Consider the following 21,916-nt stretch of genomic DNA (forward strand, 5'->3'; position numbering starts at 1 on the left):
CTTAGAGCAAAGAGTTATTGGGAGGACCGCCATGATTGGACGACTAAACCACGTTGCGATTGCTGTGTTGGATATGGAAGAGGCGCTGAAGGTGTATCGTGATACCCTTGGTGGCATTGTGTCTGACAAAGTTGCGCAGCCAGACCACGGCGTTTCTACTGTGTTTGTTGAACTTCCAAACACTAAGATCGAGCTGCTGGAGCCTCTTGGCGAGAATTCTCCGATCAACAAGTTTCTGGAGCGCAATACTCAGGGCGGTATTCACCACATTTGCTACGAGGTGGACGACATCATTGCTGCGCGTGATCAGTTGGTGGCGAATGGTGCGCGTATTCTTGGTGATGGTGAGCCAAAGATCGGGGCGCACGGCAAGCCAGTTCTGTTCCTGCATCCAAAAGACTTCCTCGGCACGTTGACCGAGCTGGAACAGGCTTAAGGCTGCTTTGAAAGACTTGTGGTTTGCGAAAGCTGGATGTCTTTCGGCCTGCGTCTATTTCTTGTAGGTAGAACTATCTAGTTAGCTGGTTGCTTTGTGATATAAGTGACCAGCCGCAGACACAACAAGAAACTCCTGGAGCAGATTTATGGCTACGCCGCTACTCGTTGCACTCTATTTCATGATGTGGTGGATTTTGTTTCTGGCCATTTTGCCGTTTGGGGTGCGCACGCAAGCGGAAGAGGGTGAAGTTATTCCCGGTACGACCGAGAGTGCTCCCAAGAACCCGCAGCTGCTGAAGAAGGTGATCATCAATACCATCGTCACGACCATCGTGTTTGCCGGGGTCTATTGGTTCCTGGAATCTGGTCTTGGAGCGCAGCTGTTTCCACTGGTTGATCAGTTTATGGGCAATGCCCCGTCCTGATTTTGCTTTTGCACATCAAATGTGTGGCGCAAAATCAGAGAGTTACAGACATACCCCATCAATACGAATGCTGAGCGATTCTACGGAATCGCTTTTTGCGTTTCAGGGGCAGGTCAGTTTGTGATGAGGTGACTATAACGTCATGCGCGCAGGCGGCTCTGCGTATTTACGGTGTGCCTGCGGTTATGCTGAGTAGGTTTCACTGAGTGGAAACGGCAGAAAACGGCGAAAAAAAAGCAAGGCCGAAGCCTTGCTATTAGAACGAGTTCCGCGTCTAAATGTTCTCTTTGCACTTGCGTAGAGTGCCGGCTGCAACCATAACGGCGCCCGAGAACCTTCCTCCCAAGACTAAAGATCGCGATACCTTGCAACACCGCTTAAGGGTGCTGTTTTTGTTGTTGGACAGACACTAGCGTAATCACAGTTGTTTGTCATCATTTTGTATCAATTCGCCGCAATTTTTTGCTTGCCTAAAATTTTAGCTATAATTTTTGGGAAATCCTGTGCACTGCAGCAGCAAGGGTGGGCCAAAAGCCGCGTGCATGGGGAAATGTCTCTTAGAAAATTGGCATATAGCATGTTGGCAGTTACAACGAGCGTTCTGCTTGCTAAGAAGGCATAGAAGAGAAGCTTGGTGGTGAACCTAAGCTTGCTAGCCTTAAAAACTGAAGAGTTAAACTAATGCGTTTGTCCCGATATTTCCTGCCTATTTTGAAGGAAACTCCGAAAGAAGCCGAGATTGTATCGCACCGCCTGATGTTGCGTGCTGGTATGATCCGTCAGCAGTCAGCCGGGATTTATGCATGGCTGCCGCTTGGCCACCGTGTGCTGAACAAGATTCAACGTATTGTTGAAGAAGAGCAGAACCGCTCAGGTGCGGTCCAACTGCTCATGCCAACCATTCAGCCAGCTGATCTGTGGCGTGAAAGTGGCCGTTACGATGCGTATGGCAAAGAGATGCTGCGCATTGAGGACCGTCATGAGCGTGAAATGCTCTTTGGCCCAACCAACGAAGAGATGATCACGGACATCTTCCGTTCTTACGTGCGCTCCTACAAGGATCTGCCGCTGAACCTTTATCACATTCAGTGGAAGTTCCGCGATGAAGTGCGTCCTCGTTTTGGTGTGATGCGTGGTCGTGAGTTCCTGATGAAGGACGCTTACTCTTTCGATCTGGACAAAGAGCGTTCAACTGAAGCGTATCGCCGTATGTTCGTGGCGTACCTGCGTACCTTCGCGCGCATGGGTCTGACAGCTATTCCTATGAAAGCGGACACTGGCCCAATCGGTGGTGATCTATCTCACGAGTTTATCGTGCTGGCGTCTACCGGTGAGAGTGAAGTGTTCCTGGATAAAGACATTCTGGATCTGCCAATTCCAGGTGAAGACACTGATTTTGATGGTGATCTTTCCGGTATCATCGAGCAGTGGACCACTCCTTACGCTGCGACTGACGAGATGCACGATGAAGCTGCGTTTGGTGCTGTTGCAGAAGACAAGAAAGTGTCTGCACGCGGTATTGAGGTTGGCCACATCTTCCACTTCGGCACCAAGTATTCTGAGCCAATGGGCGCGAAGGTGATGACCGCTGAAGGCAAGGAAGTGCCTGTTCAGATGGGTTCTTATGGCATTGGTGTTTCCCGTTTGCTGGGTGCGATCATCGAAGCCTGTCATGATGATGATGGCATTATCTGGCCGAAAGAAGTTGCGCCGTTCCATGTTGGTCTGATCAACATGAAAGCCGGTTCTGAGTGTGATGAGGTTTGTGAGAGCGTTTATGCTGAGCTGGAAAAAGCTGGCGTTGAGGTTCTTTATGATGACCGCAAGACCAGTGCAGGCCAGAAATTTGCGAGCATGGACCTGATTGGTCTGCCTTATCAGCTGGTTGTTGGCCCACGTGGTCTGAAGACCGGTGAAGTGGAAGTGAAAGACCGTGCAACCGGTGATCGCGAAATGTTGACCCCGGAAGCGGCTGTCAACAAACTGATTTCTGCCTTAAAAGGTTGATATTAGCGAAGCTTGGGGTAACTCACTAGCTTCAATGGTATGCTAGGTGCCGGCGGCCTTTCCGCTGCCGGGCCTTTTTGCCAGAGCTTATGGCACTTGCTCTTCATGCTCCCTATATTCCACGGAGTAGTTGAACAGGCGGAAACGGAGAATAGTCTAGTATGACGGCAGAGATTCAGGCGGCTCATCCCGGAAAGAACCGGTGGTTTGCACCCTTTGAGTGGATGCTGGCAGGGCGTTATCTGCGCTCCAGACGCAAAGAAACTTTCATTTCTATTATTGCCGGTCTTTCCTTTTGGGATCACTTTGGGCGTTGCAACTCTGATCATCGTCATGGCGGTGATGAATGGGTTCCGTACAGAGCTGTTGACCAAAATTCTAGGCATTAACGGGCACGTGCTGGTTCAGCCGATTGATAGCCCGCTCAATGATTATCAGGAAACCTCCGTCAAACTGGCTGGTATCGACGGTGTGGACTTTGCCATGCCGTTTGTTGAAGGGCAGGCGATGATCTCCGGTCCAAGTGCCGACCTTGGCGCTTTGTTCCGCGGTGTTCACAAGTCTGATCTTGATAAACTGGATCTTGTCTCCGGCAATGTTCTGCTTGGTACGCTGGATGGATTTGACGAGGGTGAGGGCATTGCGATTGGTTCCCGATTGGCGCGCCAGCTTGGTGTGACAGTTGGGGATACGGTTCGTGTAATTACCCCGCGTGGTAGTATTACGCCGATGGGCATGACACCGCGTGTGAAGGGCTATCCTGTCTCTGCAATCTTCCAGATTGGCATGAGTGAATATGACGGTACCATCGCGTTTATGCCGTTCAATGAAGCGCAGCTTTACTTCAACAAGGAAGGTCTGGCGACTGGCATTGAGGTCTATGCAGACGACCCGGATGCTGTTGGTCCGCTGCGTCCGATGATTGAAGAGGAAGCGGGGCGGCCTGTGTTTGTTTCGGACTGGCGCCAGCGCAATATGACGTTCTTCTCTGCGCTTGAAGTTGAGCGCAACGTGATGTTCCTGATCCTGACGCTGATCGTGCTTGTGGCAGCTCTTAACATCATTTCCGGTATGACCATGCTGGTGAAAGACAAGGGTCGTGACATTGCAGTGCTGCGCACCATGGGGGCAACCCGCGGTGCCGTGATGCGGATCTTTATCATCACCGGCGCAAGCATTGGTACTATCGGCACGTTTGCTGGCTTCATTCTGGGCACGGTGGTGTGCTGGAATATTGAGAGCATTCGTCAGGCGATCTCCTGGCTGACAGCGACTGAGCTGTTCTCACCTGAGCTTTACTTCCTCTCCAAGCTTCCGGCTGAGATGGATCCAGGCGAGACGGCGAGTGTTGTGATTATGGCTCTTGTGTTGAGCCTGCTTGCTACGATTTACCCTGCCTGGCGCGCAGCCCGGCTCGATCCTGTTGAGGCTTTGCGCTACGAATGATGAACAAACCAACAAAACCGATTGCTGGTGTTTCGCTTGAAGGTGAAGAGCGCGTTCCTGTGCTCAGCCTGCAGAACGTGGTTCGCAGCTATGATGAAGGCAAGAGCAAGCTGGAGATTTTGAAGGGCGCGGATCTCAACCTCTATGAGGGGGAGATGGTTGCACTGGTGGCGCCATCTGGTGCCGGTAAATCTACGCTGATGCACCTTGCTGGGTTGCTGGAGAAGCCGCAGAGCGGTGAGGTATTGATTGGTGGGCGTGAGTGCTCCAAGCTCAATGATGATGCCCGCACTGCTATTCGCCGCACTGAAGTGGGGTTCGTCTATCAGTTCCACCAGTTGCTGCCTGAGTTCACTGCGCTGGAGAACATCGCTTTGCCGCAGATGATTTGCGGGCTGAAACGCAAGGATGCTGAAGAGCGGGCGCGTCAGCTGCTTTCCTATATGCGCCTGGCTGAGCGTGAGAGCCACCGTCCAGCAGAGCTTTCCGGTGGTGAGCAGCAGCGTGTTGCTATCGCCCGTGCGGTTGCCAATGCACCGCGTGTGCTGCTGGCGGATGAGCCGACAGGAAACCTTGATCCGAACACCTCTCAGTATGTGTTTGAGGCCCTGACCGCACTGGTCCGTGCTTCCGGTGTGGCGGCGCTGTTGGCGACGCACAATCTGGAACTTGCTAAGCAAATGGACCGCCGGATTACACTTCGTGACGGCAAAGTGGTGGAGCTGCCCTAAGCTGCTTTCAGCAAAAAGCCTGAGTAAGAATCAAATGCCAGCGATACGGTCGCTGGTATTTTGTGTTTTGAGGCTCTGTTCTCGTTTCGATGCCGCTGTTCTTGTGGCTTGCGTTCCTTTCCAGAGCGTGTGAACGCGCACCTTTTCTTCCAGCATTAACTTTGATCCAGTCCTCAACTCATTGAGTTGATGAGGGAATTGGCGTGCAATGATCTTGCATGACATACGCGTATACCACTCATTAACTATGAGTTTGACCCAGCTGAATTAGGGGTTGTGTAAATGAGAACATTGATAGAACATAACAGATACAAACAGAGTTCAAATTAAGGGTGTTTGTTATGTCATTCGTACTTCGTGAAACAGCAGCATTCGGTTCTATTGTTCTTTTTGCAAGCAGCTGCCTGATGTGGGGTGATGCGCTGACACAGATGCTCCCGTAAGTTCCTTGGGAGTAGGCGTTGGGAAACTCGGGATAACCGGTGGTGCAATTTGCCAAGGAATTGCATTTTGCTTTTGGGTCCTCCAAATGAGGTGCTACTGTCGCGCACACCTTGCGAACCAAAAGGCTCAAGATGTCATCTCCAGGATTCGTCCATCTCCGTGTTCACTCAGCTTACTCCCTGCTTGAAGGGGCTTTGCCTATCGGCAAGCTGATTGACCTTGCCTCAAAGGATGAGCAGCCCGCACTGGCGATCACGGACAGCGGCAACCTTTTTGGTGCGCTCGAGTTTTCTGAAAAAGCCTTTGGCGCCGGGATGCAACCGATCATCGGGTGTCAGGTCTCTGTCAACTTCGAAGATCAACCCGATGTCTCTGGTGATGATGCGGTGAGCGATCTGGTACTGCTCGCTGCGAATGAGGAGGGCTACGAGAACCTGATGGATCTGGTGTCTCGTGCGTTCCTTGATACGGAGCCCGGATTTAAGGCGAATGTTCCGATTTCACGCGTGCTGGATAAATCAGGTGGCGTGATTGTTCTGACGGGTGCCAGTGAGGGGCCGATCAACTCTCAGCTTCGCGAAGGGCATGTTGACCTTGCCAAGTCCCGTCTGGAGCTGTTGCAGAACACGTTTGGGGATCGCCTCTATGTGGAGCTGCAACGCCACAATATGAAGGGCGAGGAAGATGTTGAGCCAGAGCTCCTGAACCTTGCCTATGATCTGAACATTCCAATCGTCGCCACCAACGAAGCGTTCTTCCCGAACCCGGATGATTATGAAGCGCACGATGCGCTGATCGCGATCTCTGAAGGCCGCGTTCTTGTTGAGACTGACCGACGTCAGCTGACACCCGAACACTGTTTCAAGACCCGCGAGCAGATGATGGAGCTGTTCTCCGATCTGCCTGAGGCGCTTGAGAATTCCGTTGTGATTGCGCAGCGCTGTCATTATCGCCCGTTGAAACGCGCGCCGATCCTGCCGCGCTTTGCCGGGGCGGATGCGGATGCTGAAGAAGCAGAACGGGCTGAGGCGGAAGAGCTCACCCGTCAGGCGAAAGAAGGCCTGCAGGCGCGTCTTGATGTGCATGGTCTGGCGCCTGATCTGGAAGAGAAAGATTACTGGGACCGTCTGGACTACGAGCTGGGCATCATTATCCGCATGAAGTTCCCAGGCTACTTCCTGATCGTTGCGGACTTCATCAAGTGGGCGAAGAACGAAGATATTCCGGTGGGACCGGGGCGTGGTTCCGGTGCGGGGTCGCTGGTTGCATGGTCGCTGACCATTACTGACCTTGACCCTATGCGGTTCTCCCTGCTGTTCGAGCGCTTCCTGAACCCGGAACGTGTGTCCATGCCGGACTTTGATATCGACTTCTGCCAGAACCGGCGAGAAGAAGTGATCCGGTATGTGCAGCGCAAGTATGGCCGCGAGCAGGTGGCGCAGATCATCACTTACGGAACGCTGCAGGCCAAGGCGGTGCTGCGCGATGTGGGCCGTGTTCTGCAGATGCCATATGGTCAGGTGGACCGGCTTAGTAAGCTGGTGCCTGGTAACCCGGCGAACCCGTGTACCTTGCCTGAGGCGCTGGAACAGGAGCCTCGGCTTCGTGAAGCTGCCAAACAGGAAGAGGTTGTTGATCGCCTTTTGAAGATGGCGATGAAGCTGGAAGGTCTTTACCGTCACGCGTCTACGCACGCGGCGGGTGTGGTGATTGGTGACCGTCCACTGGAACAGCTGGTGCCGCTCTACCGAGACCCGCGCTCTGACATGCCGGTGGCCCAGTTCAATATGAAGTGGGTTGAAGCTGCCGGTCTGGTGAAGTTTGACTTCCTTGGCCTCAAAACGCTGACGGTGATTGATACGGCGGTTTCGCATATCAAGAAGCGCGGCATTGAAGTGAAGATCGAAGAAATCCCGATTGATGATCCGCTGACCTATAAGCTTCTGGCTGCGGGTGAGACCGTTGGCGTGTTCCAGCTGGAAAGTCAGGGCATGCGCCGCGCGATTGCAGGTATGCGGCCTGACCGCTTTGAAGATATCGTTGCGCTGGTGGCTCTGTATCGTCCGGGCCCGATGGACAACATTCCGATTTACAACGCCGTGAAACATGGCGAGCAAGAGCCTGATTATCTTCACCCGTTGCTTGAGCCGATTCTGACAGAGACGAACGGCATTATCGTTTATCAGGAACAGGTGATGCAGATCGCGCAGGTGCTTTCTGGTTACTCTCTTGGTGAAGCGGATTTGCTGCGCCGTGCGATGGGTAAGAAGATTGCCTCTGAAATGGAGATCCAGCGCGCCCGCTTCGTTGAGGGTGCTGTTGAGCAGAAGGTGGATAAAGACCAGGCTGGTATGATTTACGACCTGGTGGCCAAGTTCGCGAACTACGGCTTTAACAAATCACACGCGGCTGCTTATGCGCTGGTGGCTTATCAGACGGCCTGGCTCAAAGCGAACTATCCGGTGGAGTTCCTCGCCGGTATCATGACGCTCGATCTTGGCAACACGGACAAGCTGAGTGACTTCCGTCAGGAAGCGATGCGCATGGGCATTGAGGTGGTACCGCCGAACGTCAATAAATCCGGTGTGCACTTTGATGTGCAGGACGGCAAGATCGTTTACGCCATGGGCGCGATCAAAGGCGTGGGTGAGCAGGCGGTTGAACACATTGTGGAGGTGCGCGGGGACGAGCCATTCAAGGATCTGGCTGACTTTGCGACCCGCATCAGTCCGAAGGTTCTGAACAAGCGCACCATTGAGAACCTGATCTCTGCTGGAGCCTTTGATGAGCTTAATCCAAACCGTGCTCAGTTGCTGGATGGTCTGGATCGCATCATCGGCATGGCGCAGCGTACGGAAGAGAACAAAAATTCCGGACAGAACGATTTCTTTGGTGGTGACAACGCGCCGGAGCCGTTGATCCTTAATCCGACCGATCCATGGTTGCCGTCGGAGCGCCTGCAGAAAGAGCATGCTGCGGTTGGCTTTTACATCTCCGCGCACCCGCTGGATGAATACCGTGAGCTCTTCACCAAGCTGCGTGTGCAGCTTTGGAAGGACTTTGAACGTTCTGTTAAGGCTGGATCTTCTGCCGGGCGTCTGGCAGGCACGGTTACTGCCAAGCAGGAGCGCAAGACGCGCACCGGGAACCAGATGGGCATTGTGCGCATCTCCGATCCAACTGGGCAATATGAAGCGGTGATGTTCTCTGAAACGCTGAACCAATGCCGTGATCTGCTGGAGCCGGGGGCTTCTGTCGTGCTATTGGTGCAAGCGGATATGCGTGATGAGGAAGTCAGCGTTCGTATCTCGCAGGTTGAGCCGCTGGAGAAGGTGGCGGGCAGGGTGCATCGGACTCTTCGCATCTTCCTTGGTTCAGACGAGCCGATTGCGAGCCTGCAACGTCAGTTGCGCCGTGGTGGGGATGGTGAAGTAAGCTGCGTTGTGCTGCTGGATGATGGCCAGCGTGAGGTGGAGGTCAAGCTTCCAGGCAACTACCAGCTCTCCCCTCAGCTGTCGGGTGCTCTAAAAACGCTCCCCGGTGTGATGGATGTCCAGATGTCTTAGACTGCATTAGAATGAGCAAAAAAGAACCCCGCTGAAGATGTTCAGCGGGGTTTGTTGTTTCAGGGCATGTCGCGTTGATTGGTGGTCATGCCATTCACTTCTGCCTTAGAAGATTTTCTGGATGACTTGTTCAGCACAAGCGTAACCAAGGTTTCTGGCGAAGCGGTCTACGCTCTTTTGTCCTTTGCCTGCCAGATCAGATAGATCTGAATGATCAGTCACGTCGCAGGTGGATGCGGCGAGGATCTTGCCGTCTTTTGCTGAAACGAGAAGCGCGCGTCCGCGGTAACGGTAGGCGAGATCTGCGAACCAGCCTGCGCCTTCCATTATTGACTGATAGAAGACCGTTGATACATCCAGGTAATAGCCGGAGTAGCCAGTTTCCTTGGCAAGCTTGGTGAGAGCTTTTGCGCGTTGTTCCTCACTGATGGTTGGCTTGCTGTAAGGGCCCTTGATCGTACCCTTAAAGCGGAACTTGTGGGTTTTCTGCAGATATTTCGTCAACCGCTCGCGCATAGCGGTTTGTGGATCGTGCTTTGCTGCCGGAATGGAGGCCATCTCGCCATACGCGCCAGAGGCTGCATTCATGGCAGTTGTCACAACGACACCCAGCAAGCCATGCTGGATGCCATGGGTGTTGATGTGGCTCTCTTTCACATGCCGGTTCTTGACGGGCTTTACCGCGGACTTGGAGATTGTCTTTGCATCAACGTCAGAAAGCTTGATGGTTTTGGCGCAGCCGCCCAGTGTTATAGCAACAAGTGTAGCTACGACGAGTTTTTTCAGTGCCATATTGAAATGTGTCCGAATTGAGTCTTTTTGTTGATGATTTGTTAACCATGATTTTTTGAGAAAACATAATATGTAATGCGCATACCCACAGTTTGGTTTCGCAACAGGTTGCTTTGGTTTGAGAGGTAAACTTTCTGGTTGCGAGAGCGCGGTGAGGCGGGATCTGATTTACTAAATCGGGCCTATATGTTGATCTTAAACCTTGAGTGCTTGATCTTCTTGAAAAGGGGTTCTATAAGCGCCCCATCCCGCACGCAGGGCGGGGTTTGTCCTTGTGGCGAGCTCCATCCGGTTAGAGAGTTGCACGGTTGTGCTGCCCTGCGGAGGATTAAACCGGAAAACTAAGGAGAATAAAGGCATGGCTTTGCCTGATTTTACCATGCGCCAGCTGCTTGAAGCAGGCGTACACTTTGGTCACCAGAAGCACCGCTGGAACCCAAAGATGAACAACTACATCTTCGGTGTTCGCAACAACATTCACATTCTTGATCTTGGTCAGACAGTTCCACTTCTGCACCAGGCTCTTAAAGCTGTGTCTGACACTGTTGCTGCTGGTGGTCGCGTGCTTTTGGTTGGTACCAAGCGCCAGGCTCAGGAAGCTGTTGCAGAAGCTGCTCGCAACTCTGCTCAGTACTACGTCAACGCTCGTTGGCTCGGCGGCATGCTGACCAACTGGAAGACGATCTCTCAGTCTATCCAGCGTCTGCGTAAGGTTGAAGAGCTGCTCGACGGTGGTGATGCAAACCGCATGACCAAAAAAGAGCGTCTGTTCCTTGATCGTGAGCGTCAGAAGCTTGAGCGTAACCTTGGTGGTATTAAAGACATGGGCGGTATTCCGGACCTGATCTTTGTTATCGACACCAACCGCGAAGCTAACGCAATTCAGGAAGCTCGTCGCCTGGGCATTCCAGTTGCTGCGATCCTGGATTCCAACTGTGATCCAGATGGCATCACTTACCCAGTTCCGGGTAACGATGATGCTGGTCGTGCAATTACCCTTTACACCGATCTGATCGCTCGCGCTGCTATTGACGGCATCGCACGCGCATCCGGTTCCATGGGTATCGATCTCGGCGAATCTGAAGAACTCCTTGAAGAGCCTGCACTTGCTGAAGAAGCTTCTGAAGAAGCTGCTGCTGACAAGAGCGAAGGCTAAGGTTTTCTCTCGGGAAGCGCATTTATGCGCTTCCCCTCCAGTTTTTATGTGATTGTTTGTGCGCATGCGCCGAGCCGTCACAATCGCTATGCGATAAATCGGATAGATCCGTAGGGAAGTCGGTTTCCTCCGATTTTTTTAGACACACTCCCGTCCATGAGGCGTACGATGAGCATTACCGCTGCTATGGTGAAAGAGCTCCGCGAAACTAGCGGTGCTGGCATGATGGATTGTAAAGCTGCCCTGAAAGAAACAGGCGGCGACATGGAAGCTGCAGTTGATTGGCTGCGCACCAAAGGCCTTGCAAAGGCTGCTAAAAAAGCAGGCCGTGTTGCAGCTGAAGGTCTTGTTGCAGTTGCAGCTGAAGGCAACAAAGCTGTTGTTGTTGAGGTTAACTCCGAAACAGACTTCGTTGCACGTAACGACAACTTCCAGAAACTGGTTCGTGACATTGCTGCGACCGCTCTTACCGTTGATGGTGACGTTGAGAAGCTGGCTGCTGCTCCTTACCCAGGCACAGACCGTACCGTTGAAGGCGAAATCAAGGAAGCTGTTGGCACCATCGGTGAAAACATGACCCTTCGTCGTTCTGCTGGTCTGTCTGTTTCCGAAGGTGTTGTTGCTTCTTACATGCACAACGCTGCTGGCGAAGGCCTTGGCAAGATCGGTGTTCTGGTTGGTCTTGAATCTGCAGGCGATGCAGACAAGCTAGCAGCACTGGGCAAGCAGATCGCAATGCACGTTGCTGCGACCAACCCAATGGCACTGAACACTGACGAACTGGACCCAGAAGCAGTTGAGCGTGAGCGCACTGTTTACATGGAACAGGCTCGTGAGTCCGGTAAGCCTGAAAACATCATCGAAAAGATGGTTGAAGGTCGCCTGCGTAAGTTCTATGAAGAAGTTACACTGGTTAAGCAGTCTTTCGTTATCAACCCTGATCTGACTGTAGAGAAGGCCGTTGAAGAAGCAGCTAAAGAAATCGGTTCTCCAATCAAACTCACCGGCTTTGTTCGCATTGCCCTTGGTGAAGGTATTGAAAAAGAAGAAACAGATTTCGCAGCTGAAGTTGCTGCTGCTGCTGGTAACTAATTTATTGAGGGCGTCGACTCAGTCGACGCCCTCTTTGTATCTGGATGCATGAAAAGAGGTTTACTATGTCTGATGGTGTTCGCTGGAAACGAGTTCTTCTGAAACTTTCAGGGGAAGCGCTGATGGGCGACCAGGACTTTGGCATCGATCCAAAGGTGGTTGAACGGGTAGCGGCGGAAATTTCAGAGGCTGTAAACCTAGGTGCGCAGTTCGGCATCGTTGTTGGTGGTGGTAACATCTTCCGTGGTGTGGCTCTGGCAGCCAAAGGCGGAAACCGTGTCACCGGTGACCACATGGGGATGCTGGCGACAATCATGAACTCGCTCACGCTTGCCGATGCCCTGCGTCAGCGCGGTATTCAGGCGCGTGTGCTTTCTGCTGTTCCGGTTCCTTCCATTTGTGAGAGCTTTACTCAGCGCGGTGCAGAGCGTTACATGGAAGATGGGGACGTTATTCTGTTTGCCGGTGGTACGGGCAATCCGTTCTTTACCACTGATTCTGGTGCGGCACTGCGCGCGGCAGAGATGCAGTGTGATGTGTTCCTTAAGGGTACCAGTGTTGATGGCGTTTATGACGCTGATCCTAAGCTGAAGCCTGATGCGAAGCGTTTTGAGACGCTTACACCAGGGGAAGTTCTTGAAAAGAACCTGAAAGTCATGGATGCGACCGCGATTGCACTTGCCCGAGACAACTCTATTCCTGTAGTTGTCTTTTCCATCAAGACCTCCGGCGCGCTTGTTAATGTGCTGCGCGGGCAGGGGCTATTTACGGTCATTGAAGACTGATCAACGTCAACTGGCGTTTTAAAAGTTAGAATTTGACCCGGACCGGTTTTCATTTTTCGGAAGCCGGTCCGATAAATGATAGGTGAAAGAGGAAATTATGTCAGAGCTGGACTATGACGATCTTGACCGCCGCATGAATGGTGCGATCACAGCTTTGAAGCATGAATTTGCTGGTCTTCGTACTGGTCGTGCTTCTGCAAGTATGCTGGACACAATCAGTGTGGACGCTTATGGCGCTCCAATGCCGATCAACCAGGTCGCAACAGTAAGTGTTCCAGAGCCTCGCATGCTTTCTGTTCAGGTCTGGGACAAGTCCATGGTTGCTGCCACTGAAAAGGCAATCCGTGAATCCAGCCTTGGTCTGAACCCTGTTGTGGATGGTCAGATCCTGCGTCTGCCAATTCCTGAGCTTAATGAAGAGCGTCGTCAAGAACTCGTCAAAGTTGCGCATAAATATGCCGAGCAAGCAAAGATCGCTGCACGTCATGTTCGCCGTGATGGTATGGACACCATCAAAAAGCTCGAAAAAGCTGGTGAAATGAGCGAAGACGATGCGCGTTCTGCTTCTGACATGGTTCAGAAGATGACCGACGACATCATTGGCGAAGTCGATTCCGTACTTGCCAAAAAAGAACAGGAGATCAAGCAGGTTTAATCCTGTTTGAGAGCGGGGACTATATGACGGCGACTGTTGAATTTGAGGCAGTAGATACAAATTCCGACATCGGACTTTGAGTGTGCCTCGTCACGTCGCCATCATCATGGATGGCAATGGGCGTTGGGCTCAGCGCCGTGGTCTTCCGCGTACTGAAGGGCATCGGCGCGGTGTGAAAACACTGCGCGAAGCCGTTAAACACGCACAAAAGCGCGGGATCTCCTACCTGACGCTGTTTAGTTTTTCCTCTGAGAACTGGTCGCGCCCGCAACAGGAAGTTTCCTTCCTGATGGCTCTGCTGCGCCGGTTTGTTTACGACGACCTGAAAGATCTGGTGAAAGCCAATGTGAAGGTTCGCGTTATCGGATCCAAGGAAAATCTCGATAAATCCATGCTGACCCTGCTTAATGATGCGGAGCAGAAAACTGCGCATTGCACCGGGTTGGTTCTGGTGATTGCTTTTAACTACGGTGCGCGGGACGAATACGTCCGAGCTGCCCGTAAGCTGGCCGAACGCGTGGAAGCTGGTGAGTTGAAGGCTGCTGACATCGGGGAGGATGATGTCAGCGCTTGTCTGGATACCCATGAAATGCCGGATCCGGACCTCATTGTCCGCACGGGGGGAGAGCAGCGTCTTTCCAATTTCCTGTTGTGGCAGGCAGCATATGCCGAATTCTATTTCGCTCCTACGCCCTGGCCTGAGTTCGATTCAGGTGCTTTTGACGATGCTTTGCTGGCGTTCTCTAACCGCGATCGGCGGTACGGGGGTTTGAGCTCTGACGCGACTGGGACGTAATGCCTGATAAAAACAATCAGAACAATTCTGAAGGCGCCTCCGGAGGAATTATCCGGCGCGTACTTAATGCAAACCCTGATTTGCTGGTACGCGCTCTTTCCGCAGTTATTCTAGCTCCTGTCGCCTTGGCGCTGACATGGGCAGGTGGTTTCTGGTTTGCCGGTCTTGTGCTGGTTGGTATGCTGATTGTTTATTGGGAATGGTACAAGATCATTCTGCAAAACACCCAGCGTCCTGTTGTGCTGTTGGGTTACCTGTTTCTTCTGTTTATTGGATTTGCCTATTTTCAGGCCCAGCCGTTCTGGATTGCCGGTGCGCTGATTGCCGGTGCTGTGGTGCTCTATAGCGCTGGTGGTTTTGACCGTATTTCGCGCTGGGTGAGTGAAGGCTTTGTTTATGCCGGCCTGACTTTTGTTTCGCTTCTGGCATTGCGGGAAGGGGATGAAGGTCTGTTCTTCATCATTTACCTCTTCCTCGTGGTCTGGGGCACTGACATTGCAGCCTATGTCTGTGGTCGCAGCTTTGGTGGTCCTAAGCTCTGGCCTGCTGTTTCCCCGAATAAGACCTGGAGCGGTGCACTCGGCGGCGTTTTCTTCTCTTCTCTGCTGGGAATGGGCTTTGTTGCTGCTGTTGGTGGATCTCAGCTGATTTGGGCGTTTGGCCTTGCTGTTGTGCTTTCTGCGGTCTCCCAGCTTGGTGATCTGTTTGAGAGTTCCATGAAGCGTCGCTTTAAGGTTAAGGATTCCAGCCGTCTCATTCCTGGGCATGGTGGCCTGCTTGATCGTGTGGATGGTCTTGTTGCAGCTGCAGTGTTCTCCTATGTGATTGGTGTTGTGCTTGGCGGTCAGCTGTTTAATCCAAACGCTGGGTTGATGCTCTTTGCATCCTAAGAATGCCTGTTTGCAGCTTCATGTGCTGACTGTTTGATTTGCAAGGGTTGTTGATATGACAAAGTCCCTCTCAGTGTTGGGAGCAACCGGATCGGTTGGAGCCAGTACGCTCAAAGTTATCGCCCACAGCCCCGAGCGCTATGAGGTCAACGCACTTGTTGCGGGCCGGAATGTTGAGGCACTTGCCAAAGCGTGCCGCGAAACCAATGCAAAACGTGCTGTGATTGGCGATGCCAGCAAGTATGACGAACTGAAAGCCGCTCTGGCTGGAACTGGTGTTGAGGTATCTGCAGGCCGTGCGGCGGTGCTGGAGGCGGCTGGCCAGAAAGTTGATCTGCTTGTTTCAGCCATGGTTGGCGCTGCAGGGCTTGAGCCGACCGTTGAAGGCATCAAGGCTGGTAGCAATATTGCGCTGGCTAACAAAGAGACCATGGTATGTGCGGGCACTATTGTGTGTGGCCTTACTGAGAAGCGCGGCTCCAAGCTGCTGCCAATGGACTCTGAACACAACGCGATCTTTCAGGTGTTTGAGCAGGATGACCCTAAAGCCATCGACAAGGTGATTGTCACTGCGTCTGGTGGGCCATTCCGTAAATCCACACTGGACGAGATGCGGGTTGCTACACCTGAGATGGCTTTGAAGCATCCAAACTGGTCCATGGGGCAGCGCATCACCATAGATAGTGCCTCCATGGTGAACAAGGGTTTGGAGCTGATTGAAGCTTTCCATTTGTTCCCGATTACGGCGGAACAGCTGGATGTGGTGGTCCATCCACAATCAATTGTCCATGGGATGGTTAGATATTGTGATGGGTCATTATTGGCCCATATGTCCGTTCCGGATATGTGTGGACCTATTGCTCACTGTCTGGCCTGGCCAACCCGCAAGACAGCTCCGGTTGCGGATCTTGATCTGGGGATGATCGGGCGTCTGGACTTTGAAAAGCCTGATTTAGAGCGTTTTCCTGCTCTTTCACTCGCACGGCGTGTGATGGAGATGGGTGACGGGGCAGGCACTGTTTTTAATGCAGCTGACGAAGTTGCCGTGGAAGCGTTTCTTGGACGGAAGATCGGTTTCCTGCAGATACCAGAGCTTCTTGAGGATGTTCTGAATCGGCTTCATACGCAAAATATGCTAGATTGTTCGGATCAGCTGGAGGAGATTCTTCAGTTGGATCAGGTAGCGCGTCGAGTTGCAAACGAAGTTATTGGGAAGATGGCCGCCTAATCCGGCGCTTCCTGTAAAAAATAAGGTAAGGCTGTTCGCATGGACGTTCTGAGTTCAGTTCTTGGTGGTTCGCTCGGAGTCATCATCTTTCTTGGCTGTGCTTACCGTGGTCGTGTTTTTCCATGAGTTAGGGCATTTCCTCGTTGCACGCTGGTGCGGCGTCAGGGTTCTTGCGTTCTCAGTCGGGTTTGGGCCGGAGCTGTTTGGCCGTGATGACAAGCACGGTACGCGCTGGAAGGTTTGTGCCATCCCGCTGGGTGGCTATGTGAAGTTCTCCGGTGATGAGAATGCTGCAAGTGTTCCGGATCGTGATGAGCAGGCCAGAATGGATGAAGAGACGCGCCGGACTGCATTCTTTGCAAAGAACCCGTGGCAGCGCTCCGCAATTGTGGCCGCAGGGCCTATTGCCAATTTTATCCTCGCTATTCTTATCTTTGCAGCAATGTTTGGATTTTTAGGAAAATACGAAACATTGCCGCGTGTGGATCAGGTGCGCCCAGGCAGTGCCGCCGAGATGGCTGGCATGATGCCAGGGGACCTGATTGTCGCCATTGATGGCAGCCCTGTAGAGAGCTTTAGTGATGTTCAGCGTCTCGTGACCGCGAGCGCGGGCGTTCCGATGGAAATCGATGTTGAGCGGGGAGACGCGATCGAGCGTTTGACTGCTACGCCGGAACTGCAGGAAATCAGTGATGGTTTTGGAAACACTCAGAAAGTTGGCATTCTGGGTATTCAGCGGAATACTTCCCAAGAAGATATCATAGTGAAGCGATTTGGCCCCGTGGAAGCCGTAGGTGAAGGGGTAAAAGAGACATGGTATATTCTAGACAGGACATTGGGTTATATTGGCGGTCTCTTCCTTGGTAAAGAAGATCCGGATCAACTGGGTGGTCCGATTCGCGTAGCGCAAATTTCAGGGCAAGTTGCGACCCATGGTATTTTACCGCTAATTAACCTTACCGCAGTTTTGTCAATTTCTATTGGTTTACTCAACCTCATGCCGGTTCCCATGCTGGATGGGGGGCACTTGCTGTACTACATCATCGAGATTGTAAGGGGGAAGCCGTTGAGTGAAAAACTGCAGGATTTCGGGTTCCGTATCGGAATCACTCTGGTTCTACTTCTAATGGTTTTTGCGACCTGGAATGATCTGCGGTCGATAATCGGCTCTTAGGTAAGTTGCGTAACCGAAGGTTGGGCAAAGGATTGGGCAAATTGCATTAAATCCGGTTGTGGCGCCTTGCTTTACTCTGAAAACCTTGTACAAAGTTCCTAGGTGTTTCAGATTCTATCCATTACCCTGAAGCGCATTAGTGATCTGAGGATCAGGGGACTAGTGCAACTTCAGGCTGAAAATAAAAGGCATAGCAGTTCTATGCAGTCATTTAAGAACCTGTCACGTGTGTCGCTTTTGGCAATGGCCGTTGCAGCTACTAGTACAGTTGCTCCGGTTGGGGTTCCGTTCATCGGAGCAGGGGTTGCCGAGGCCGCGGTGGTTAACAAGATTGTCGTCAACGGTGCTACCCGCATCGAAGACGAAACAGTTCGTAACTACCTGACTATCCGTCCAGGAAAATCGTTTTCTGCAATTGATATCGACGAGAGCCTGACTACGCTTTATGCGACCGGTCTGTTTGCTGATGTTTCCATCGAGCAGCGCGGTGGCACTCTTGTTGTTGATGTTAAAGAAAACCCAGTTATCGGCAAAATCTCCTTCGAAGGTAACAAGCGACTGACAGACCAGGCTCTGCAATCAGTCGTGCGTTCTTCCGAGCGTTCCATGCTGACACGGGCGCGTGTTCAGTCTGATGCTCAGAACCTTCTGGAAGCTTATCGTCGCTCCGGTCGCTATCGTGCGTCTGTTGAGCCGAAGATTATTGAGCGCGCTAATAACCGTGTGGATCTGGTTTTTGAAATCGAAGAAGGTGATAAGACCGGCGTTGCCCGTATTTCCTTCATCGGTAACAAAGCTTTCTCCGACGGCTATCTGCGTGAGCAGATCCAGACCCGCGAAAGTGGTTTCCTTGGCTGGTTGCGTACAACCGACGTGTATGACCCGGATCGCCTTGAGGTGGATCAGGAAGCTCTGCGTCAGTTCTACTACCAGAAGGGTTACGCTGACTTCCGTGTTGTTTCTGCCGTTGCAGATCTGGACCGTGAACAGAACATCTTCTACGTGACTTTCACAGTTGATGAAGGTGAGCAGTACGAGTTCGGTGATATCGAAATCGATACTTCTCTGTCCGCGATTGATCCAGAAGCCATGCGTCAGTATCTGCGCACTCAGTCTGGTGATACTTACAACTCTCTCGAAGTTGAAAAGACGCTTGAAGCTCTGACGCTGGAAGTTTCCAAAGCAGGCTACGCGTTTGCTCAGGTTCGCCCTCGCGGTGAACGTGACTACGAGAATAAGACTGTTTCGATCACTTACCTGATCGAAGAAGGTCCGCGTGTTTACGTTGAGCGTATCAATGTTCGCGGTAACGACCGCACACGCGAATACGTGATCCGCCGCGAGTTTGATCTTGCTGAAGGTGATGCATATAACCGTATCCTGCTGGATAAGGCTGAGCGTCGTCTGCGTAACACTCGTTACTTCAAGAACGTTCGCATTACCCGCCAGCAGGGCAGCGCTCCTGACCGTGTGATCATCAATGTGGATGTTGAAGAGCAGCCAACCGGTGAAGTTTCATTCGGTGTGGGTTACTCCACCTCTGACGGTGTGATCGGTGATATCTCCATCACCGAGCGCAACTTCCTTGGTCGTGGTCAGTACGTTAAAGCTGCTGTTGGTGGTGGTACTGATAACCAGAAGTATGAGTTCAAGTTCGTTGAGCCATTCTTCATGGGTCGCCGTATCTCTGCGGGTCTGGATGTATACCGCCGCGTATACGACCAGAACAGCTCCCGTGCTTACGAAGAGCAGACAACTGGTGGTGCAGTGAACTTCGGTCTTCCGCTTCGCGAAGATGAGTTGACGCTGAACCTGTTCTACAAGCTGTACCAGCGTGACCTGACCCGTAGCGATTCTACCGGTATTAGTGATTGTGCAGACGGTGTGTCTTTGGGTGTCTGTGACTCTCTTGGTCAGTACACAACGTCTCTTGCGGGCTTCTCTTTGGTCTACAATACGCTGGATAACAACCTGAACCCACGTGACGGTTATGTCGCTTCTTATGAGCAGGAAATCGCCGGTCTGGGTGGTGAATCTCAGTACGTTCGCGGTCAAGTTAAAGCGAGTGCATTCGAAGAGCTTTATGCTGAATGGGGTCTTGTTGGCTTCGTGAAAGGTTCTGCTGGCTACATCGAATCCATCGGAAACCGTCTGCGTGTAACTGACCAGTTCCAGGGCTCTCCAGATCGCATTCGTGGTTTTGCGACCAACGGTTACGGTCCTCGTGATGCTGTCGGTGGTGATGCACTTGGTGGTAAGTACTACGTTGCTGGTACTGTTGAAGGTCAGTTCCCGTTCCCGGTCTTCCCTGAAGAGCTTGGATTGTCTGGTGCAGTCTTTGCTGATGCGGGCTCCTTGTGGGGTATCGACAGCGAGCTTTCCAGCGTGATTGGCAGTACTATCCAATCTGAAGACTTCGATCTGCGTGCTTCGGTTGGTGTTGGTGTGCTGTGGCAGTCTCCGTTTGGGCCGCTGCGTGCTGACTTTGCTTGGCCTGTGCTCAAAAACGATGTTGATGAAACGCAGGTATTCAAGCTCAGCGGTGGTACACGCTTCTGATCCGCTTAAAATTTGATTATAATCGGTCGCCGAAACCCTCGGCGGCCGATTTTTTTTGTAGGACCCTATGACAGAACCATCAAATCAGTCTGAAATGAGCCCGGTTTTCTTCCCTGAAGCTCAAACAATAACAGTTAAGCAAGTTGCTGAATGGGCTGGGGCGGAGATTGTTCGTGGTGATCGTGAGCTGACCATTTCTGGTGTCGCTCCGCTGGATGAAGGCGTTCCCGGAACGCTCGTATTCATCGATAACCCTAAGTATCTGGATCAGCTTGAAGGGACCAAGGCAACAGCTTGTCTGGTGAGCAAGAAACATCTGGAGAAGGTTCCTGAGGGCGTTGTTCCGCTGCTTGCTAAAGAGCCGTATCGCTCACTGGCGAAAGTTCTGGCGGAACTTTACCCGGATGCTATGCGGCCACTACCTGTAACTCATGAGACTTCCGTTAGTCCGCGCGCTTATCTCGAAGAGAGTGCGAAGCTGGGTGAAGGTGTTGTTGTTGAAGCAGGTGCCGTGATTGGCGCTGAAGTGGTGATTGGGGCCGGGTCTCGCATTGGTCCGAATGCTGTGATTGCTGCCAACTGTCAGTTGGGCGAGAATTGTTCCATCGGAGCAAATGCCAGCCTGCAGCATTCCGTGCTTGGCGACCGTGTCATTATTCACCCAAACGTAAGCTTGGGACAGGATGGCTTTGGCTTTGCGATGGGTCCAGGCGGACATATCAAGGTTCCCCAGCTGGGCCGAGTTGTGCTAGGAAATGATGTTGAAATTGGTGCTGGCTCCTGTATAGACCGCGGTGCGAACCGTGATACGACTGTGGGCGATGGAACCAAGATTGATAATCAGGTTCAGGTTGGCCACAACGTGAATATTGGCAAGCACTGTGTGATTGTTTCTCAGGTGGGGATCTCTGGAAGTTCGACCCTTGAGGATTACGTCGTTCTGGGCGGGCAGGCTGGTGTTTCCGGCCATGTTCGCATTGGAATGGGTGCACAGGTTGCTGGTGTGAGTGCAGTGCACGACGATCTGGCGCCAGGTGGGCGTTATGGTGGTGTTCCGGCACGGCCGATCCGTGAGTGGTTCAAGGAAATGACCGTACTGCGTCGTCTGACGTCTCAGAGCGGCAAGAAATAACAGATTAGAACCGGGAGTTTCTCCCGATAGTTAACTGGGGTGGCTGGTGAATGAGGAGGGCGTGTCCTCACTGTCTCTAAGAGAGACGAGCGCCAGTCCAACCAATATTGCTGAGGCATTATTATGAGTGATGTAGAGACCAAAACACTGGAAGCTGCGGATATCATGCGGGTTATGGAGCTGCTGCCCCACCGCTATCCATTCCTGATGATCGACCGTATCGTTGATATGGACGGTGATAATTCTGGTGTTGGTATCAAGAATGTAACCATCAATGAGCCACATTTTCAGGGGCATTTTCCTAGCCAGCCTGTGATGCCGGGCGTTCTGCTTATCGAAGCGATGGCTCAGACTGCTGGTGCGCTTTGCGTTCATGCCCGTGAAAAGACGGATGTGCCTTCTCTGGTTTACTTTATGACCATCGATAAGTGTAAGTTCCGTAAGCCAGTGGTTCCTGGTGATCAGGTCCGCTTTCATGTGAAGAAGATCCGCAACCGCGCAACCATCTGGAAGTTCGAAGGTGTTGCAATGGTTGATGGTCAGAAGGTCGCTGAAGCTGAAATCAGCGCGATGCTTGTCGATTCAGACGAGGCGAATTGA

General features: G+C 52.3%; 16 protein-coding genes and 2 pseudogenes. 17 read left to right on the forward strand and 1 reads right to left on the reverse strand.

Translation table 11 applies throughout. The features are described 5' to 3' along the window. Nucleotides 1-31 precede the first annotated feature (31 nt). The 6 genes and pseudogenes from mce (at nucleotide 32) to dnaE (ending at nucleotide 9,057) form a co-directional block, all read left to right on the forward strand. Complete coding sequence (gene mce, locus JCM12308_RS23705) at nucleotides 32-436, forward strand: methylmalonyl-CoA epimerase (RefSeq protein WP_008547081.1); 405 nt, start codon at nucleotides 32-34, stop codon at nucleotides 434-436. 148 nt (nucleotides 437-584) lie between these two features. Then, complete coding sequence (locus JCM12308_RS23710; RefSeq protein WP_008546849.1) at nucleotides 585-863, forward strand: DUF1467 family protein; 279 nt, start codon at nucleotides 585-587, stop codon at nucleotides 861-863. Between the two features lie 681 nt (nucleotides 864-1,544). Beyond that, complete coding sequence (gene proS / locus JCM12308_RS23715; RefSeq protein WP_014285943.1) at nucleotides 1,545-2,870, forward strand: proline--tRNA ligase; 1,326 nt, start codon at nucleotides 1,545-1,547, stop codon at nucleotides 2,868-2,870. A gap of 161 nt (nucleotides 2,871-3,031) precedes the next feature. Further along, nucleotides 3,032-4,316: pseudogene (locus tag JCM12308_RS23720) on the forward strand (lipoprotein-releasing ABC transporter permease subunit). Next, nucleotides 4,313-5,047: an ABC transporter ATP-binding protein gene (locus JCM12308_RS23725; protein WP_083416997.1), complete on the forward strand. Its 735-nt coding sequence runs from the start codon at nucleotides 4,313-4,315 to the stop codon at nucleotides 5,045-5,047. The pseudogene JCM12308_RS23720 and the gene JCM12308_RS23725 overlap by 4 nt, the downstream one beginning before the upstream one ends. A 575-nt stretch (nucleotides 5,048-5,622) precedes the next feature. Further along, on the forward strand, nucleotides 5,623-9,057 hold the full coding sequence (dnaE, locus tag JCM12308_RS23730) for a DNA polymerase III subunit alpha (protein ID WP_054785280.1): 3,435 nt from the start codon (nucleotides 5,623-5,625) through the stop codon (nucleotides 9,055-9,057). A 105-nt stretch (nucleotides 9,058-9,162) separates the two neighbouring features. Here the strand turns inward: dnaE and JCM12308_RS23735 are convergent, their stop codons facing one another. Then, entirely contained in the window at nucleotides 9,163-9,849 is a 687-nt protein-coding gene (locus JCM12308_RS23735; protein ID WP_054785281.1) for a hypothetical protein, read from the reverse strand. A gap of 358 nt (nucleotides 9,850-10,207) precedes the next feature. Here JCM12308_RS23735 and rpsB point away from each other — a divergent pair, with 358 nt between their 5' ends. The 11 genes and pseudogenes from rpsB (at nucleotide 10,208) to fabZ (ending at nucleotide 21,916) form a co-directional block, all read left to right on the forward strand. Then, on the forward strand, nucleotides 10,208-11,005 hold the full coding sequence (rpsB, locus tag JCM12308_RS23740; protein ID WP_014285935.1) for a 30S ribosomal protein S2: 798 nt from the start codon (nucleotides 10,208-10,210) through the stop codon (nucleotides 11,003-11,005). A 168-nt stretch (nucleotides 11,006-11,173) separates the two neighbouring features. After that, entirely contained in the window at nucleotides 11,174-12,097 is a 924-nt protein-coding gene (gene tsf, locus JCM12308_RS23745) for a translation elongation factor Ts (RefSeq protein ID WP_054785282.1), read from the forward strand. Nucleotides 12,098-12,162: 65 nt separating this feature from the next. Continuing rightward, nucleotides 12,163-12,882 carry a UMP kinase gene (gene pyrH, locus JCM12308_RS23750; RefSeq protein ID WP_008546436.1) on the forward strand — a complete coding sequence of 240 codons (720 nt, stop codon included), beginning with the start codon at nucleotides 12,163-12,165 and terminating at the stop codon, nucleotides 12,880-12,882. Nucleotides 12,883-12,979: 97 nt separating this feature from the next. Continuing rightward, the gene (gene frr, locus JCM12308_RS23755; RefSeq protein WP_008546529.1) at nucleotides 12,980-13,537 is read left to right on the forward strand and encodes a ribosome recycling factor; all 558 of its coding nucleotides are present in this window, start codon (nucleotides 12,980-12,982) and stop codon (nucleotides 13,535-13,537) included. A gap of 82 nt (nucleotides 13,538-13,619) precedes the next feature. Continuing rightward, complete coding sequence (locus JCM12308_RS23760) at nucleotides 13,620-14,333, forward strand: isoprenyl transferase (RefSeq protein ID WP_244272007.1); 714 nt, start codon at nucleotides 13,620-13,622, stop codon at nucleotides 14,331-14,333. Continuing rightward, nucleotides 14,333-15,223, forward strand: a complete 891-nt coding sequence (locus JCM12308_RS23765; RefSeq protein WP_054785283.1) for a phosphatidate cytidylyltransferase — start codon at nucleotides 14,333-14,335, stop codon at nucleotides 15,221-15,223. The genes JCM12308_RS23760 and JCM12308_RS23765 overlap by 1 nt, the downstream gene beginning before the upstream one ends. Nucleotides 15,224-15,278: 55 nt before the next feature. Next, on the forward strand, nucleotides 15,279-16,451 hold the full coding sequence (dxr, locus tag JCM12308_RS23770) for a 1-deoxy-D-xylulose-5-phosphate reductoisomerase (RefSeq protein ID WP_054785284.1): 1,173 nt from the start codon (nucleotides 15,279-15,281) through the stop codon (nucleotides 16,449-16,451). Nucleotides 16,452-16,490: 39 nt separating this feature from the next. Continuing rightward, nucleotides 16,491-17,625: pseudogene (gene rseP / locus JCM12308_RS23775) on the forward strand (RIP metalloprotease RseP). Between the two features lie 201 nt (nucleotides 17,626-17,826). Beyond that, complete coding sequence (gene bamA, locus JCM12308_RS23780; RefSeq protein WP_054785285.1) at nucleotides 17,827-20,184, forward strand: outer membrane protein assembly factor BamA; 2,358 nt, start codon at nucleotides 17,827-17,829, stop codon at nucleotides 20,182-20,184. Nucleotides 20,185-20,251: 67 nt separating this feature from the next. Next, nucleotides 20,252-21,316, forward strand: a complete 1,065-nt coding sequence (gene lpxD / locus JCM12308_RS23785) for a UDP-3-O-(3-hydroxymyristoyl)glucosamine N-acyltransferase (protein WP_244272008.1) — start codon at nucleotides 20,252-20,254, stop codon at nucleotides 21,314-21,316. A gap of 123 nt (nucleotides 21,317-21,439) precedes the next feature. Then, nucleotides 21,440-21,916, forward strand: coding sequence for a 3-hydroxyacyl-ACP dehydratase FabZ (fabZ, locus tag JCM12308_RS23790; protein WP_008547327.1), 477 nt, complete (start codon nucleotides 21,440-21,442; stop codon nucleotides 21,914-21,916).

The sequence above is a fragment of the Pseudovibrio denitrificans JCM 12308 genome (genome assembly GCF_001310815.1).
Classification (GTDB): domain Bacteria; phylum Pseudomonadota; class Alphaproteobacteria; order Rhizobiales; family Stappiaceae; genus Pseudovibrio; species Pseudovibrio denitrificans.

Excerpts from the sequence above, each read along its gene's own strand:
- dxr (WP_054785284.1), top strand. The coding sequence starts at position 15,279 with ATGACAAAGTCCCTCTCAGTGTTGGGAGCAACCGGATCGGTTGGAGCC.
- mce (WP_008547081.1), top strand. The coding sequence starts at position 32 with ATGATTGGACGACTAAACCACGTTGCGATTGCTGTGTTGGATATGGAA.
- lpxD (WP_244272008.1), top strand. The coding sequence starts at position 20,252 with ATGACAGAACCATCAAATCAGTCTGAAATGAGCCCGGTTTTCTTCCCT.
- pyrH (WP_008546436.1), top strand. The coding sequence starts at position 12,163 with ATGTCTGATGGTGTTCGCTGGAAACGAGTTCTTCTGAAACTTTCAGGG.
- JCM12308_RS23765 (WP_054785283.1), top strand. The coding sequence starts at position 14,333 with ATGCCTGATAAAAACAATCAGAACAATTCTGAAGGCGCCTCCGGAGGA.
- rpsB (WP_014285935.1), top strand. The coding sequence starts at position 10,208 with ATGGCTTTGCCTGATTTTACCATGCGCCAGCTGCTTGAAGCAGGCGTA.
- fabZ (WP_008547327.1), top strand. The coding sequence starts at position 21,440 with ATGAGTGATGTAGAGACCAAAACACTGGAAGCTGCGGATATCATGCGG.
- tsf (WP_054785282.1), top strand. The coding sequence starts at position 11,174 with ATGAGCATTACCGCTGCTATGGTGAAAGAGCTCCGCGAAACTAGCGGT.
- JCM12308_RS23735 (WP_054785281.1), bottom strand. The coding sequence starts at position 9,849 with ATGGCACTGAAAAAACTCGTCGTAGCTACACTTGTTGCTATAACACTG.
- dnaE (WP_054785280.1), top strand. The coding sequence starts at position 5,623 with ATGTCATCTCCAGGATTCGTCCATCTCCGTGTTCACTCAGCTTACTCC.
- frr (WP_008546529.1), top strand. The coding sequence starts at position 12,980 with ATGTCAGAGCTGGACTATGACGATCTTGACCGCCGCATGAATGGTGCG.
- JCM12308_RS23725 (WP_083416997.1), top strand. The coding sequence starts at position 4,313 with ATGATGAACAAACCAACAAAACCGATTGCTGGTGTTTCGCTTGAAGGT.
- JCM12308_RS23710 (WP_008546849.1), top strand. The coding sequence starts at position 585 with ATGGCTACGCCGCTACTCGTTGCACTCTATTTCATGATGTGGTGGATT.
- bamA (WP_054785285.1), top strand. The coding sequence starts at position 17,827 with ATGCAGTCATTTAAGAACCTGTCACGTGTGTCGCTTTTGGCAATGGCC.
- proS (WP_014285943.1), top strand. The coding sequence starts at position 1,545 with ATGCGTTTGTCCCGATATTTCCTGCCTATTTTGAAGGAAACTCCGAAA.